At 59.8% G+C, this 14965-nt stretch carries 12 protein-coding genes; 7 read left to right on the top strand and 5 right to left on the bottom strand.

The window, feature by feature from the left end:
- Positions 1-78: 78 nt before the first annotated feature.
- Both HBO10_RS05255 and HBO10_RS05250 read right to left on the bottom strand, forming a co-directional pair.
- Positions 79-792, bottom strand: coding sequence for an SIMPL domain-containing protein (locus HBO10_RS05255; protein ID WP_034126285.1), 714 nt, complete (start codon positions 790-792; stop codon positions 79-81).
- Positions 793-917: 125 nt separating this feature from the next.
- Positions 918-3365 (bottom strand): DUF6543 domain-containing protein, encoded by a 2448-nt coding sequence (locus HBO10_RS05250; RefSeq protein ID WP_169921943.1) that lies wholly within the window; start codon positions 3363-3365, stop codon positions 918-920.
- Between the two features lie 214 nt (positions 3366-3579).
- Here HBO10_RS05250 and HBO10_RS05245 point away from each other — a divergent pair, with 214 nt between their 5' ends.
- The 3 genes from HBO10_RS05245 (at position 3580) to HBO10_RS05235 (ending at position 7219) form a co-directional block, all read left to right on the top strand.
- The gene (locus HBO10_RS05245) at positions 3580-4842 is read left to right on the top strand and encodes an ATP-binding protein (RefSeq protein ID WP_003188495.1); all 1263 of its coding nucleotides are present in this window, start codon (positions 3580-3582) and stop codon (positions 4840-4842) included.
- Entirely contained in the window at positions 4835-5395 is a 561-nt protein-coding gene (locus tag HBO10_RS05240; protein WP_003171731.1) for a response regulator transcription factor, read from the top strand. The genes HBO10_RS05245 and HBO10_RS05240 overlap by 8 nt, the downstream gene beginning before the upstream one ends.
- A gap of 99 nt (positions 5396-5494) precedes the next feature.
- Positions 5495-7219, top strand: coding sequence for an ABC transporter ATP-binding protein/permease (locus HBO10_RS05235; protein ID WP_034126286.1), 1725 nt, complete (start codon positions 5495-5497; stop codon positions 7217-7219).
- A gap of 195 nt (positions 7220-7414) precedes the next feature.
- On the opposite strand, the gene HBO10_RS05230 is transcribed toward HBO10_RS05235, so the two are convergent.
- The gene (locus tag HBO10_RS05230) at positions 7415-7852 is read right to left on the bottom strand and encodes a DUF1043 family protein (protein WP_003171734.1); all 438 of its coding nucleotides are present in this window, start codon (positions 7850-7852) and stop codon (positions 7415-7417) included.
- A 146-nt stretch (positions 7853-7998) separates the two neighbouring features.
- Between HBO10_RS05230 and HBO10_RS05225 the strand changes: the two genes are divergently transcribed.
- The 3 genes from HBO10_RS05225 to zapE all read left to right on the top strand — a co-directional run bounded on the left by HBO10_RS05225 (position 7999) and on the right by zapE (position 11174).
- On the top strand, positions 7999-8628 hold the full coding sequence (locus HBO10_RS05225; RefSeq protein WP_034126287.1) for an alpha/beta fold hydrolase: 630 nt from the start codon (positions 7999-8001) through the stop codon (positions 8626-8628).
- A gap of 16 nt (positions 8629-8644) precedes the next feature.
- Positions 8645-10000: a tryptophan--tRNA ligase gene (locus HBO10_RS05220; protein WP_034126288.1), complete on the top strand. Its 1356-nt coding sequence runs from the start codon at positions 8645-8647 to the stop codon at positions 9998-10000.
- Positions 10001-10079: 79 nt separating this feature from the next.
- On the top strand, positions 10080-11174 hold the full coding sequence (gene zapE / locus HBO10_RS05215) for a cell division protein ZapE (RefSeq protein WP_003188500.1): 1095 nt from the start codon (positions 10080-10082) through the stop codon (positions 11172-11174).
- A 138-nt stretch (positions 11175-11312) separates the two neighbouring features.
- Here the strand turns inward: zapE and HBO10_RS05210 are convergent, their stop codons facing one another.
- Positions 11313-12233: a GlxA family transcriptional regulator gene (locus HBO10_RS05210; RefSeq protein WP_169918830.1), complete on the bottom strand. Its 921-nt coding sequence runs from the start codon at positions 12231-12233 to the stop codon at positions 11313-11315.
- 220 nt (positions 12234-12453) lie between these two features.
- On the opposite strand from HBO10_RS05210, the gene HBO10_RS05205 reads away from it, so the two are divergent.
- Positions 12454-13590 carry an acyl-CoA dehydrogenase family protein gene (locus tag HBO10_RS05205; protein ID WP_034126289.1) on the top strand — a complete coding sequence of 379 codons (1137 nt, stop codon included), beginning with the start codon at positions 12454-12456 and terminating at the stop codon, positions 13588-13590.
- A 142-nt stretch (positions 13591-13732) separates the two neighbouring features.
- On the opposite strand, the gene HBO10_RS05200 is transcribed toward HBO10_RS05205, so the two are convergent.
- Complete coding sequence (locus HBO10_RS05200; protein ID WP_034126290.1) at positions 13733-14773, bottom strand: NADP(H)-dependent aldo-keto reductase; 1041 nt, start codon at positions 14771-14773, stop codon at positions 13733-13735.
- Positions 14774-14965 lie beyond the last annotated feature (192 nt).

The following is a 14965-nucleotide window of genomic DNA, read 5'->3' as shown; positions in this document are numbered from 1 at the left end:
CTGGATATGACGTGGCGCTAACGCGCAAAAAAAAGGCGCAAGCCCCGTGGGGTTGCGCCGTTGTCCTGTCTAAAAAAGTTACTGTAAAACTTCGATCACGCCGTCGGCGCTCATGTTGACCTGGCTGGTGCCGGCTTCCACTTCAGGCGTCGGTGCTGAATCGGCCATGGCGGCTTTCATCATCATGCCGCCATTGCGGGCGTAGGGCATCGGGTAGCCATTAGTGTTGAAGTTCAGGTTGACGATCTTGTAGCCCTTGCCACCGAGTGCATCGGTAGCCAGTTGCGCACGCGCCTTGAATGCAGCCACGGCATCTTTGAGCAGCGCATCTTCGCTGGCCTTGCGCGTGGCATCGGCGATGGCGAAGTCCATGCTGTCCATCTTCAGAGTGTTGAGCAGCTCGCCGGTAAGTTTGGACAGTGCCGGGAAGTCCGCGCTTTCCATACGCAGTTCTGCACGTTCACGCCAGCCAGTGATCTTCTGGTTCTTGCTGTCGTAGATCGGGTAGCTGTTGCGGCTGCCCTGGCGCAAGGTCACGCCTTTGACTTCGCGAGCCTGGCCCAGCGCCTGGTTCAGGGTGGTGGTGATTTCGGCCGCGAGCTTGGCCGGGTCGGCGTTTTGCGATTCGGTGTAAAGGGTGACGATCATCTTGTCGCGGGCCACTTCCTGGCTGACTTCGGCGCGCAGGGAGATCTGGTTGTAATTCAGTGCATCGGCGGCCATGGCCGGCAGGCTGGCCAGGGCGCTGGCGCTGAGGGTGAGAACAACTGCACTGCGAGTGAAACGAGACATGGAAGCTCCTGGGGATATTCGTGTTCGGTAAGACTGTAGACGTAGCCTTGGGGTTCGTCGGGTTTACCCAATACAAATAAATTTCAGCGTGGCGTGCGCTACCCTCACGCCACGCGAGGACCCTGTTACAGGGTGGCCCCTTTTGGAGTAAACGTCACAGGCTTGTAGCTGAAATTCCACCATTTGAACGGGTGATCGAAAATCGAATATGGGTTGGTCTTCACCGGCTTGAATTCTTTACCCGAAACGCCATCGTCGGGACTGGGATGATCGAAGGTTACAGGGGGTTTGCCACTTTCGTAGATTGTCTGGTTATCTCCCAGGATCTCTTCGGGCGAGTACCTGGCAGTCAGTTCACCTACATAGCCTTTCACTGGGCGTCCGGTGAGTCGCTGAAATTGAGCGGCGAAGGAGTTCTCGCCCTGCGCCCCGGAGTAACAGCTCAGAATGCGAATATTGTCATAGCTCTCCGGGAAGATGCCATTGCGCTTGAGCGTGTTGTACAACCCCTGCGGGGTGTGTTTGCCGCCTTTGTAATAAATATGGGTGCCATCGCCGTGGCCAATGATGTTGAGGCGATGCTCCAGACCATTTTTATTCATGTCGGTGAAAATGTGCAGGTTGTCCTCGACTTTGACCAGGTTATCCTTGGTGCCCGTGAGGGTGACCAACTTACCGTCCGTCGACAGTGTTTCGGAGACTGGCGCCACAGGTTTCGATTCGGGGAGTAAGGAGGCAAAGTTATTGTCGACGTTAAGGTCGACCGAGGGCTTGCCCAGATGGGCATCAGTCACTGGCTGCCCAACAGGGCGTTGCGAACTGGCCGAGGCCCCTTCTTCCACCACTGTACCGGCCTGGGACACCAGGCGTGTGGCTACAGGCAGCGCGGCATTGAGCACGCCAAAAATCAAATGCCCGACGCCGCCGGGTTTGCCCTTGGCCAAATCGTCGGCGCCAATGCCTGCTTCGGTGATACCCGAGGCGATGTACAGCCCATCCAACGCCAAAGCCACTTCGGGCACGGCGATGGCCACCGGGGCAAAGAGCATCGCGATCATGGCTGCCTTGCTGAGGCCCGACAGGATATTGGCTTTGGTGACGTCGGCATCGGAGGTGATCTGCGACTTGGCGTCGTCGAACGACCGATCGTATTGGCGTTGGCCGATCTGTTGAAAGACATCGGCGGTGGCGTCGATATCAGGCCCGGTGTTTGAACGCCCGGTGGCGTTGAAGCGCTGGAGGCTCAAGGTCGTTGCAGGAGGCCAGGTACGGTGGTGCGCATATTTGGGCCACACGGCCATCCCTTTGAGCATTTCACGCACGCCGCTTTTGAACGGGCCGCTGTTCAAGTCCTTGAAGGTGAAGTGTCCTTCCAGTGCCTTGAGTTTTTCCGGGTCTGCGGCTTGGCTCGCCAACCACTGCTTCATTTGCTCTACGCTGTCAAAAGCGTGGATTGGCGAAGAGTTGCCCGGGATGACCAGCAGTGTGCGGTTGATCGGTTTGCCATCGGCACCCTGGCGGGTGTTTTTGTCGGTGATCACCATCAGGTCGGTGGATTTGTATTGCCCTACGCTCAACAGGCCTACGTCTAGTCCAGGATCAGGCGGCGTCGGGCGTGTGAGGTCGTTGAACTGCGTATCGGCCCAGGCCAGGGTGTTGCCAGGCAGCCCCGCTGCGCGCAGGACCAGTTGTTTGTCTTCCTGCGTCAGGCTGCCCTCCTGATGTTGCGAGTGTGCAGCTTTGACGAGTGCTGCCTTGGCCACAATAGGGTATTGACGGTCGTGCTTGTCCCAGAAGTCGTTAAGGAACTCGATGTAGGGGCGCTGGAAGTCGGTGGCCCAGATTTGCTCCTTGAAGTCCTTTGGCGATACTGACAGCTGGGTTGAAGGCGCATAGACCTGCGGGGTGCCGGGCGTGGAGGCGGTATAAATGCCTTGGTAGGTGTGGGTAATGTGGGCCGACTCGCGATTGGGGTTGAATCGGTCGGCGACGTCGAATACGCCTGGTGCAATATGGGGCAGGTCATCGACCAGCCTCACTGCTGGGCCGCCGACATAATGAGGAACCAGCGCCCCTCTTCCTTCGGGCGTGGTCTGGCTGTTTTTTACCAGGGCGTCCGTCAGCGTAATCTGTTCGACCAGCTTGGCCGGGTAGGGCGGCTTGCCGGTAGTGTTGTAGTTGAACGTCGTCAGATACGTTCTGTCCGGGTCGATGTCCAGGTTCCACTTGTCTTTGAACAGTTGCTTGACCGTCTGCGCGGCATCTTGCGTTACCGACTTGAAGGCCAAGGCCAGGTTCTCGGCATTGCTGGCGCTGTCGATATTGATCCCCACATCCACGGGTACAATTGTTTTGTCATGGGCTCCCACCGTCTTGCCGGGATCGTGGTTCACGCTGACGAGTTCGTAACCGTCACCACCGTTATTGGATAAATCCCTGCGCACGCTTTCCACGAGGTATTGCTCGTTGTTTGGGCTCTGGTCTATTGCACGTCGCTGGCGGCTAAGAGTGGCACCAGATGGCGGTTCAGCGGTGTAGGGCCTTTGAGTGGGGAGTGCGTTATTCATCTGCATGAAATCGTTCCTGAGTGGCGAGGCATGATGATGCCCATCGGTGGGCGGTAGGCCTCTGGGTGGTCCGATGCTCACCTTGGTTCCTGTAAGTAATGCGCCAAATTATGTGGGCAGGAGAAGGCCGCGCTGTGGCGGTTTGCCGCATAAGCCCTGCCGTCCTCGTGTCTTGGTTATACTCGGTGCGATATACCTGCAGCGCTCATCAGGAGAGCTCATGCTCGCCGCCGTAAAACTGACTTCCGCCACCCGCCAGAACCTTTGGCGCCTGACGTTCATTCGCACCCTGGTATTGGCCGCACAGGCCGGTTCCGTCGGGCTTGCCTATTGGTTCGACCTGCTGCCGCTGCCCTGGCTGCAATTGGCCGTGACCCTGGGGTTCTCCACCGTATTGTGTGTGTTCACCGCCATTCGACTGCGCACCACTTGGCCTGTGACCGAGCTGGAATACGCCCTGCAACTGGCCTGTGACCTGTTTATCCACAGCGTGTTGCTGTACTTCTCCGGTGGTTCTACCAACCCCTTCGTCTCCTACTACCTGGTGCCTTTGACCATCGCTGCCGTCACCCTGCCGTGGCGCTATTCGGTGGTGCTGTCGGGCATTGCGCTGACGCTGTACACCCTGCTGTTGGCGCAGTTCTACCCCTTGCAGACATTCCCGATCGCCCGGGAAAACCTGCAGATCTACGGGATGTGGTTGAGCTTTGCCTTGTCTGCGGCAGTCATTACCTTCTTTGCCGCGCGCATGGCCGAAGAATTGCGCCGCCAGGAAGAACTGCGCGCCATTCGCCGTGAAGAGGGCCTGCGTGACCAGCAACTGCTGGCCGTTGCCACCCAGGCCGCTGGCGCCGCCCATGAGTTGGGCACGCCGCTGGCGACCATGAGCGTGCTGCTCAAGGAAATGACCCAGGACCATCACGATCCGGCCCTGCAGGATGATTTGAGCGTACTGCAGGAGCAGGTCAAACAGTGCAAGTTGACACTCCAGCAACTGGTGCGCGCCGCCGAAGCCAACCGCCGTCTGGCGGTCGAAATGCAAGATGTCACCCAGTGGCTCGATGAGGCGCTCAACCGCTGGCACCTGATGCGCCCCGAAGCCAGTTACCGTTTCAACCTGTTGGGCCAAGGCAGCGTACCGCGCATGGCGCCACCGCCGGACCTGACCCAGGCGCTGCTCAACTTGCTGAACAATGCAGCCGACGCCTGCCCTGAAGGCCTCGGGGTGCAGTTGGACTGGGACGCGGAAAACGTCACCATCAGCATTCGTGACCACGGCGCGGGCGTGCCGCTGGCCATTGCCGAGCAAATCGGCAAACCCTTCTTTACCACCAAGGGCAAAGGCTTCGGCCTGGGCCTGTTTTTGAGCAAGGCCAGCGTGACCCGCGCGGGCGGCTCAGTGAAGCTCTATAGTCATGAGGAAGGTGGCACGCTCACCGAGCTGCGCCTGCCCCGTGTCGCACGAGGAGATATCGATGAGTGACGAGATCCAAGTCGAAGGCGAAGAACTGCCGCACCTGTTGCTGGTAGATGACGACGCGACCTTTACCCGCGTGATGGCGCGCGCCATGAGCCGGCGCGGTTTTCGCGTCAGCACCGCAGGTTCCGCCGAAGAGGGCCTGACCATCGCCCAGGCCGACCTGCCGGACTACGCCGCCCTCGACCTTAAAATGGACGGCGACTCTGGCCTGGTGCTGCTGCCCAAGCTGCTGGAACTCGACCCGGAAATGCGCGTGGTGATCCTCACCGGTTACTCCAGCATCGCCACCGCCGTCGAGGCGATCAAGCGCGGCGCCTGCAATTACCTGTGCAAACCCGCGGATGCCGACGATGTGCTGGCCGCCTTGCTGTCCGAGCATGCCGACCTCGACACCCTGGTGCCGGAAAATCCGATGTCGGTGGACCGCCTGCAGTGGGAACACATCCAGCGCGTGTTGACCGAACACGAAGGCAACATCTCCGCCACCGCCCGCGCCCTGGGCATGCACCGCCGCACGCTGCAACGCAAGTTGCAGAAGCGCCCGGTACGACGCTGAACGGCGACTGAACAACTCGCTTCAGGCTGCACGGACGCACGAACCGATCACCTATGATCGGTTCAAACGCCTGTGACTTTTTCCTACCGAGCCTGAACGATGAATCAGAATGCTGAATATCGCGCGGTCAACGACGCGGTGCGTGGGCAATTCTTCCGCCGAACCTGGGCGATGATCACACCCTATTGGCGCAGTGAAGAGAAGGGCAGGGCCTGGCTGCTGCTGGCCGCAGTGATTGGCCTGTCGCTGTTCAGCGTGGCGATTTCCGTGTGGATCAACCACTGGTACAAAGACTTCTACAACGCCCTGGAGAAGAAAGACACCGCGGCCTTCTGGCAACTGATCGGCTATTTCGGCGGGATCGCGGCGGTGGCGATACTCGGCGCGGTGTACCGCCTTTACCTGACCCAGATGCTGACAATCCGCTGGCGCGCCTGGCTCACCGAAAAACACTTCAGCCGATGGCTGGCCCACAAGAATTATTACCAGCTGGAGCAGGGCGGCTACACCGATAACCCGGACCAGCGGATTTCCGAAGACCTTAACAACTTCACCTCCGGTACCTTGAGCCTGGGCCTTGGGTTGCTGCGTAACGTGGTCAGCCTGGTGTCATTCTCGATCATCCTGTGGGGCGTCTCGGGTAGCATCGAAGTGTTCGGCGTCACCATCCCCGGTTACATGTTCTGGTGTGCACTGCTGTACGCCGCTGTGGGCAGTTGGCTGACGCACTTGATCGGCCGGCGCTTGATCGGCCTGAGCAACCAACAGCAACGCTTCGAAGCGGACCTGCGTTTTTCCATGGTGCGGGTGCGTGAGAATGCCGAAAGTATTGCCCTGTACAACGGCGAGCCGAATGAAAGGCAACGCCTGAGTTCGCGCTTCGGCAAAGTCTGGCAGAACTTCTGGGACATCATGAAAGTGTCCAAGCGCCTGACCTTTTTCACCGCTGGCTACAGCCAGATCGCGATCATCTTCCCCTTTATCGTCGCCGCGCCGCGCTACTTCACTGGCAAGATCGAGCTGGGGGAGCTGATGCAAATCAACTCGGCGTTCGGCAACGTGCAAGAGAACTTCAGTTGGTTTATCAACGCCTATTCGGAACTGGCGACATGGCGCGCCACCAGCGACCGTCTGCTGAGTTTCCAGCAGGCCATGAGCGACAACGAGCAACGCACGCCGGCGATCGACGTGCGCCCTGAAGGCGAGCGCCTGGTGATCAAGGACCTGGGCATGGACCTGGCCGACGGCCGCCATTTGCTCACCGACGCCGACATGACCGTGGAGCCTGGCCAGCGCGTCATGCTCAGCGGGCGTTCCGGCAGCGGCAAGAGCACTTTGCTGCGGGCGATGGGGCATCTGTGGCCCGCCGGTCATGGCAGCATTCGCTTGCCGGCGACGCGCTACCTGTTCCTGCCGCAAAAGCCTTACCTGCCGATTGGTACACTCAAGGCCGTGTTGAGTTATCCACAGGACGACAGCGTCTATTCACCAGAACGTTATGCACAGGTGCTGGAAACCTGTCGCCTGCCCCATTTGGTCAGCCGCCTGGATGAAGCCAACCACTGGCAACGCATGCTCTCGCCCGGCGAGCAACAGCGCCTGGCCTTTGCCCGTGCGCTGTTGTTTGCACCGCGATGGCTGTACATGGATGAGGCAACCTCGGCCATGGATGAAGAAGACGAAGCAACCTTGTACCAGGCGTTGATCGATGAGTTGCCGGGGTTGAGCATCGTCAGCGTCGGCCACCGCAGCAGCCTCAAGCGTTTCCATGGGCGGCATGTGCGCATCGACGGTGGGCGGTTGCAGGAACAACAACTCACTTGAGTGCCTGCTCGCTCAATGTGGGAGCCGGGCTTGCCCGCGATGGCGGAGTGCCTGAGGCAGGTGTGTCAACGGGCACACCGCTATCGCAGGCAAGCCAGCTCCCACAGGGGCATGGTGTTGTCTGATGGTTCAGGCACCCAACAAAAAGCCCGGCAGATCATCGATCAGCCGGGCTTTTTGTTGCTCGAAGATGACTTACTTCTTCAAGCCGTAATGCTCATCCAACATGCCTGGAGCGTTCGGCGTCTTTGGCGCGTAGTCCCGTGGTGGCTCCTGGTTTTCCCGAGGCGGGGTCAGGCGTTCCCGTGGGGTTTGCGGTGCATCGGAATGCAGCGCGGCCAGCAGGCGCTGGCGGGTGATGTCGTCGAGGGCCAGGCGGTTAGCGCCATCGGCGAGGTGATCCTGTACTTCCTGGTAGCTCTGGGTGAGCTTCTTGACCAGGGTCGCGGTGCTGTTGAAGTGGGTAACAACCTCGTTCTGATAACTGTCAAAACGTTCCTGAATGTCATCCAACTGACGCTGCGTGCGGTTAGGCGCGGCATTCGGCAGCAGGCGGGCAACCAGGAAACCAATGGCGACACCGGCAACCAGGGCAAGAGTCGGCAACAACCAAACTAAGAGCGAGTGTTCCACGAGTCCTTCCTCTATAAACGGCTTTGCTTTACGTTAACGGCTCAAACCTGCGCTGTATACCGCGATTAAGCTCGCAATGATGCCATGCACAGACTTTTAGCTAGACGAGTCGACCCCTTGAGAGGTCACGGAGTTCATCCTTGCTCATGCGTGAAACCCCCGTTTTGATCGATGGCCCGGTAGGCCAATTGGAAGCCTTGTACCTGGATCACCCCGAACCACGTGGCCTGGCGCTGGTTTGCCACCCTAACCCGGTGCAGGGGGGGACCATGCTCAATAAGGTCGTCTCGACCCTGCAACGCACTGCCCGCGATGCGGGTTTGATTACTTTGCGCTTCAATTACCGTGGCGTGGGTGCCAGTGCCGGTACTCACGATATGGCCACCGGTGAGGTCGACGATGCTGAAGCGGCCGCCGCCTGGCTGCGTGAAAAGCACCCGGACCTGCCAATCACCTTGCTCGGTTTTTCTTTCGGTGGATATGTGGCCGCCAGCCTTGGCGGCCGCCTGGAAGCCAAAGGTGAAAAGCTCGCACACCTGTTCATGATTGCGGCTGCGGTGATGCGCCTGCGCGATACCGACGCGTTACCGCTGGGCTGCCCGTTGACCCTGATCCAACCGGAAAGCGACGAAGTGGTTGACCCGCAGCTGGTCTACGACTGGTCCGCCGCCCTCAAACGCCCCCATGAGTTGCTGAAAGTGGCAGAATGCGGACACTTTTTTCACGGCAAGCTGACCGATCTCAAGGATCTGGTGCTGCCACGCCTTTCGAATTGATGACAAGCGATCACCCATGACGACCCGTACCCGTATCCTCACCGGCATCACCACCACCGGCACGCCGCACCTGGGCAACTACGCCGGTGCGATTCGCCCGGCGATCCTCGCCAGCGAAGACGCGAATGCCGATTCCTTCTACTTCCTGGCCGACTACCATGCCCTGATCAAATGCGATGACCCGCAGCGCATCCAGCGCTCGCGTATGGAAATCGCCGCGACCTGGCTGGCCGGTGGCCTGGATGTGAACCGGGTGACCTTCTACCGCCAGTCGGACATCCCGGAAATCCCCGAGCTGACCTGGCTGCTGACCTGCGTTGCCGCCAAGGGCCTGCTCAACCGCGCCCATGCCTACAAGGCCTCGGTGGACAAGAACGTGGAAAACGGTGAAGACCCGGATGCGGGCATCAGCATGGGCCTGTACAGCTACCCGGTGCTGATGGCAGCGGACATCCTGATGTTCAACGCGCACAAGGTGCCGGTGGGCCGCGACCAGATCCAGCACGTGGAAATGGCCCGCGACATCGGCCAGCGCTTCAACCACCTGTTCGGCAACGGTAAAGAATTCTTCACCATGCCCGAGGCGCTGATCGAAGAAAGCGTCGCCACCTTGCCGGGCCTGGATGGTCGCAAGATGTCCAAGAGCTACGACAACACCATCCCGTTGTTCACCAGCGCCAAGGACATGAAGGACGCGATCTCGCGGATCGTCACCGACTCGCGCGCGCCAGGCGAAGCCAAGGATCCGGACAATTCGCACCTGTTCACCCTGTACCAGGCGTTCGCGACCAAGGCCCAGGAAGCCCAATTCCGTGGTGAGCTGCTAGAAGGCCTGGGCTGGGGCGAGGCGAAGAACCGTCTGTTCCAACTGCTCGACGGCCAGCTCGGCGAAGCGCGCGAGCGTTACCATCAACTGATGGCGCGCCCATCGGACATGGAGGACCTGCTGCAGGTCGGCGCCAAGAAGGCCCGCGCTGTGGCGGCACCGTTCCTGGCCGAGCTGCGTGAAGCGGTGGGCCTGCGTTCGTTCGTCAACCAGGCGGCGGCGCCGGTCGCCACCAAGAAAAAAGCAGCGAAGGCTGCACGGTTTGTGAGCTTCCGTGAAGACGATGGCAGCTTCCGCTTCCGCCTGTTGGCCGCCGACGGCGAGCAATTGCTGTTGTCGCGCAACTTTACCGATGGCAAAGCAGCCGGCGCGGTGACCAAGCAACTGCAAAGTGGCGATGCGCTGGACGTACGCGCCGAGGCTTTGGGCTTCAGCGTATGGCTGGACGGCGCCGCAGTAGCTGACAGTGCCGAGTACGCCAATGAAGCATCGCGTGACGCGGCCATCGAAGCCTTGCGCGCTGCGTTAGCCCCAATCGAGGATTAACCCGACCAAGGGTTGATTGCCATTATCCAGGGCCGTCGTTACAGTGTCGGCCCGTTTTTGTTGCCTTGCTAACGAAATTATGACGCCCCTAGAACGATATCAAGCTGATCTGAAACGCCCCGAGTTCTTCCACGACGCGGCCCAGGAAAATGCCGTGCGTCATTTGCAGCGCCTGTACGAGGACCTCGTGGCCGCGTCGCAAAGCAAGCCAGGGATGTTCAGCAAGCTGTTTGGCAAGAAAGACCACACGCCGGTCAAGGGCCTGTATTTCTGGGGCGGCGTGGGCCGTGGCAAGACTTACCTGGTAGACACCTTCTTTGAAGCGCTGCCGTTCAAGGAAAAGGTGCGTACGCACTTCCACCGCTTCATGAAGCGCGTGCACGAAGAGATGAAGACCCTGCCGGGCGAGAAAAACCCGCTGACCATCATCGCCAAGCGTTTCTCCCAAGAGGCCCGGGTGATCTGCTTCGATGAATTCTTCGTCTCCGACATCACCGACGCCATGATCCTTGGCACGCTGATGGAAGAACTGTTCAAGAACGGTGTGACCCTGGTGGCCACGTCGAACATCGTGCCCGATGGCCTGTACAAGGATGGCTTGCAACGTGCGCGCTTCCTGCCGGCCATTGCGCTGATCAAGCAGAACACCGATATCGTCAACGTCGACAGCGGCGTCGACTACCGCTTGCGTCACCTGGAGCAAGCCGAGCTGTTCCACTTCCCGCTCAACGAAGCGGCGCACGAAAGCCTGAAGAAAAGCTTCCGTGCGCTGACGCCGGAATGCACCCAGGCGGTGGAAAACGACAAGCTGATGATCGAGAACCGCGAAATCATCGCGCTGCGCACCTGCGATGACGTGGCCTGGTTCGAGTTCCGCCAACTGTGCGATGGGCCACGCAGCCAGAACGATTACATCGAGCTGGGCAAGATCTTCCACGCCGTGATCTTGAGTGGTGTGGAACAGATGGGCGTGACCACCGACGATATCGCCCGACGGTTCATCAACATGGTCGATGAGTTCTACGACCGTAACGTCAAGCTGATCATCTCGGCGGAAGTCGAACTCAAGGATCTCTATACCGGTGGTCGCTTGAACTTCGAATTCCAGCGCACCTTGAGTCGCCTGCTGGAAATGCAGTCCCACGAGTTCCTGTCGCGCGGCCACAAGCCTTAATCAATCTCCGGCTCAATGGAGATCTAATGTGGGAGCCGGGCTTGCCCGCGATGGGGGTGTATCAGTCAACTATAGGCTGGCTGATACACCGTCATCGCAGGCAAGCCAGCTCCCACAATGGTTTGTGTTGGCCTGGAGTCAGGCGGCCTGCTGAAATTGCTGGCGATACTGGTTGGGCGACAACTCCGTGTGCTGCCTGAACAACCGCGCAAAGAAACTCGCATCGTCGTAACCCACCTCGTAGCTGATGGTCTTGATGCTCTTGCGGCTGCCCGAGAGCAGGCCCTTGGCGGTCTCGATGCGCAGGCGTTGCAGGTAATGCAGCGGCTTGTCACCGGTCGCGGTCTGGAAGCGGCGCATGAAGTTGCGGATGCTCATGCCGTGTTCCCGGGCGACGTCTTCAAAGCGGAATTTGTCGGCAAAGTGCTCTTCAAGCCAATGCTGGATCTGCAGGATGATCACGTCCTGATGCAGCTTCTGCCCGCCAAACCCGATCCGCCCCGGTGAATAGTTGCGCTGCACCTCATAGAGAATGTCGCGGGCCACCGCCTGGGCGATGTTGGCGCCGCAGAAGCGTTCGATCAGGTAGATATAAAGGTCGCAGGCCGACGTGGTGCCACCGGCGCAATACAGGTTATCGGCATCCGTGAGGTGCTTGTCCTGATTGAGCTGCACCTTGGGGAAACGCTCGCTGAAGGCATTGAAGAAGCGCCAGTAGGTGGTCGCCTCCTTGCCATCGAGCAGCCCGGCTTCGGCCAGCCAGAACACCCCGGTGGCCTCGCCGCAGAGTACGGCGCCGCGGGCGTGCTGTTCGCGCAGCCACGGCAGCACTTGCGGGTAGCGCGAGCACAGGGCATCGAAGTCGTCCCAGAAAGCTGGCAGCACAATGATGTCGGCGTCTTCGAGGCCGCCGTCCACCGGCATGATCACATCGCTGAAGCTGCGCACGGACTGGCCGTCGGGGCTGACCAGGCGCGTTTCGAACCCTGGGGTCAGGCCCAGGCCTTGCTGTTTGCCATGGCGCAGGCTGGCGAGATGGAAGAAATCCTTGGCTTGCATGAGGGTTGAAGCGAATACCCGATCAATGGCCAAAATGCTGACGCGCCGCAACGGCGTGGAGATTTGGTTAGACATAATTTCATTTATTCTTATAGGGGAAAGTGGTCACCAGACGGCTGGATCGTCTTATTTTTTGTCGCATGTGTCCAGTGTCCCGTGACGCCTTCGGGGCATAGGCTCTGTGGGCTCGTCCTTGTCCGACAATCCACGCAGGTGACCCATGATCCCCAGAACCTTGTTCAGCTCGGAGCACGAACTCTTCCGTGAGAGCGTGCGCACCTTTCTCGAAAAGCACGCCGTGCCCTTCCATGGGCAATGGGAAAAGCAGGGCTATATCGAACGTAACCTGTGGAACCAGGCGGGGGAGGCGGGCATGTTGTGTTCCCACCTGCCAGAGGAATATGGCGGGCTGGGCGCGGATTTTCTCTACAGCGCGGTGGTGATCGAAGAAGTCAGCCGCCTGGGTTTGACCGGCATCGGCTTTTCCCTGCACTCGGATATCGTCGCGCCTTACATCCTGCATTACGGCAGTGAAGCACTGAAGCACAAGTACCTGCCCAAGTTGATCTCCGGGGAGATAGTCACGGCCATTGCCATGACCGAGCCGGGCGCTGGTTCCGACCTGCAGGGCGTCAAGACCACAGCGGTTTTGGAGGGTGATGAGTACGTGATCAACGGCTCCAAGACCTTTATCACCAACGGCTACCTGGCCGATCTGGTGATTGTCGTCGCCAAGACCGACCCCAAGGCCGGCGCCAAGGGCACCAGTCTGTTCCTGGTGGAAGCCGACACGGCGGGCTTCGACAAGGGCAAGCGCCTGGAGAAAGTCGGCATGAAGGCCCAGGACACCTCGGAACTGTTCTTCCAGGATGTGCGCGTGCCCAAGGAAAACCTGCTTGGCCAGGCGGGCATGGGCTTTGCCTACCTGATGCAGGAACTGCCACAAGAACGCCTGACTGTGGCGATTGGCGCGCTGTCTTCAGCCGAAGCGGCGTTGCAATGGACCCTTGAGTACACGCGAGAGCGCAAGGCGTTCGGCAAGGCGATTGCCGATTTCCAGAACACCCGGTTCAAGCTGGCGGAGATGGCCACCGAGATTCAGATTGGCCGCGTGTTTGTCGATCAGTGCATGGCCTTGCATCTGGAAGGCAAGCTGGACGTGCCCACGGCGGCGATGGCCAAGTACTGGGCCACCGACCTGCAGTGCAAGGTGCTCGATGAGTGCGTGCAGTTGCATGGCGGCTACGGCTTCATGTGGGAATACCCGATTGCCCGGGCCTGGGCGGATGGGCGGGTGCAGCGCATTTATGCGGGGACCAATGAGATCATGAAGGAGATCATTGCGCGGGCGCTTTGATTGTTAGGTGCTCTTGATTGATCGTTCCCACTCCGCGTGGGAACGCCTCATGTGACGCTCCGCGTCACGACTCTGAAAGCGGACGCAGAGCGTCCAAGGCGGCATTCCCACGCAGAGCGTGGGAACGATCAGTGCGGATCAATCAAGGCGCTGGATTCGGATGATCCTTCTGAATCGCCTCAATCCCTTCCAGCACCTCTTTCGACAATTTCAGATCGGCACTGGCGATGTTGCTTTCCAGCTGTTCCAGCGATGTGGCTCCAATAATATTGCTGGTCACAAACGGCTGCTGTGTCACAAACGCCAGCGCCATCTGCGCCGGGTCCAGGCCATGCTCGCGCGCCAACGCCACATAGCGGCTGCACGCGGCCTCCGACTGTGGGTTGAAATAACGGCTGAAGCGGCTGTACTCGGTCAGGCGTGCCTTGGCTGGGCGTGCGCCATTTTCGTACTTGCCACTGAGCATGCCGAACGCCAGGGGCGAATAAGCCAGCAAGCCGCACTGCTCACGAATGGCAACCTCCGCCAGGCCCACTTCAAAGCTGCGGTTGAGCAGGTTGTAGGGGTTCTGGATTGACACTGCACGTGGCCAGCCGCGGGCTTCGGCCAGGGCGAGGAACTTCATGGTGCCCCACGGCGTTTCGTTGGACAGGCCAATGTGGCGGATCTTGCCGGCCTTCACCTGTTCGTCCAGGGCTTCGAGCGTTTCCTCCAGTGGCGTGAGGTCGTCTTCGTCCTTGTGCTTGTAGCTCAACTGGCCGAAGAAGTTGGTGCTGCGCTCCGGCCAATGCAGTTGGTAGAGGTCGATCCAGTCGGTCTGCAGGCGCTTGAGGCTGGCGTCGAGGGCTGCGCCGATGTGCTTGCGGTTGTGGCGCAGGTGGCCATCGCGGATGTAGTCGATGGTGTTGCCGGGGCCGGCGATTTTGCTGGCAAGGATCCAGTCGGCGCGGTCACCACGGCTTTTGAAGTAGTTGCCGATGTAGCGCTCGGTGGTGGCGTAGGTGTCGGCCTTGGGCGGCACCGGGTACATTTCTGCAGTGTCGAGGAAGTTGATCCCCGCGGCCTTGGCCCGTTCGATCTGCGCGAAGGCCTCTGCCTCGCTGTTCTGCTCGCCCCAGGTCATGGTGCCCAACGCGATCGCGCTGACATTCAGATCGGTGCGGCCCAGCTGTCGGTAATCCATCGGGTACTCCTTCGGGGGAAAACAATCATAAAAGCAGGTTGAATTTTTTTTCGCAATCTGCATAATTGCCCACCTCTTTCTGCAGTGGAAGTGATGCGCCGCCTGCCGAAGAATCTTGCCGTTGAACGGACGCGCCGACCCGAGCCCCCGATAGCGTCTGTATCCGGCTGCCTTTGACCTTGTCAAAGTACG

The sequence above is a fragment of the Pseudomonas sp. WS 5503 genome (assembly GCF_012985385.1).
GTDB classification, from domain to species: domain Bacteria; phylum Pseudomonadota; class Gammaproteobacteria; order Pseudomonadales; family Pseudomonadaceae; genus Aquipseudomonas; species Aquipseudomonas paracarnis.
Note: the sequence above shows the minus strand (reverse complement) of the source record. Positions and strands in the feature narration are given on the sequence as shown.

Coding starts and splice junctions, on each gene's coding strand:
- HBO10_RS05220 (WP_034126288.1), top strand. CDS start 8,645: ATGACGACCCGTACCCGTATCCTCACCGGCATCACCACCACCGGCACG.
- HBO10_RS05240 (WP_003171731.1), top strand. CDS start 4,835: ATGAGTGACGAGATCCAAGTCGAAGGCGAAGAACTGCCGCACCTGTTG.
- HBO10_RS05205 (WP_034126289.1), top strand. CDS start 12,454: ATGATCCCCAGAACCTTGTTCAGCTCGGAGCACGAACTCTTCCGTGAG.
- HBO10_RS05210 (WP_169918830.1), bottom strand. CDS start 12,233: ATGCAAGCCAAGGATTTCTTCCATCTCGCCAGCCTGCGCCATGGCAAA.
- HBO10_RS05235 (WP_034126286.1), top strand. CDS start 5,495: ATGAATCAGAATGCTGAATATCGCGCGGTCAACGACGCGGTGCGTGGG.
- zapE (WP_003188500.1), top strand. CDS start 10,080: ATGACGCCCCTAGAACGATATCAAGCTGATCTGAAACGCCCCGAGTTC.
- HBO10_RS05200 (WP_034126290.1), bottom strand. CDS start 14,773: ATGGATTACCGACAGCTGGGCCGCACCGATCTGAATGTCAGCGCGATC.
- HBO10_RS05250 (WP_169921943.1), bottom strand. CDS start 3,365: ATGCAGATGAATAACGCACTCCCCACTCAAAGGCCCTACACCGCTGAA.
- HBO10_RS05255 (WP_034126285.1), bottom strand. CDS start 792: ATGTCTCGTTTCACTCGCAGTGCAGTTGTTCTCACCCTCAGCGCCAGC.
- HBO10_RS05225 (WP_034126287.1), top strand. CDS start 7,999: ATGCGTGAAACCCCCGTTTTGATCGATGGCCCGGTAGGCCAATTGGAA.
- HBO10_RS05245 (WP_003188495.1), top strand. CDS start 3,580: ATGCTCGCCGCCGTAAAACTGACTTCCGCCACCCGCCAGAACCTTTGG.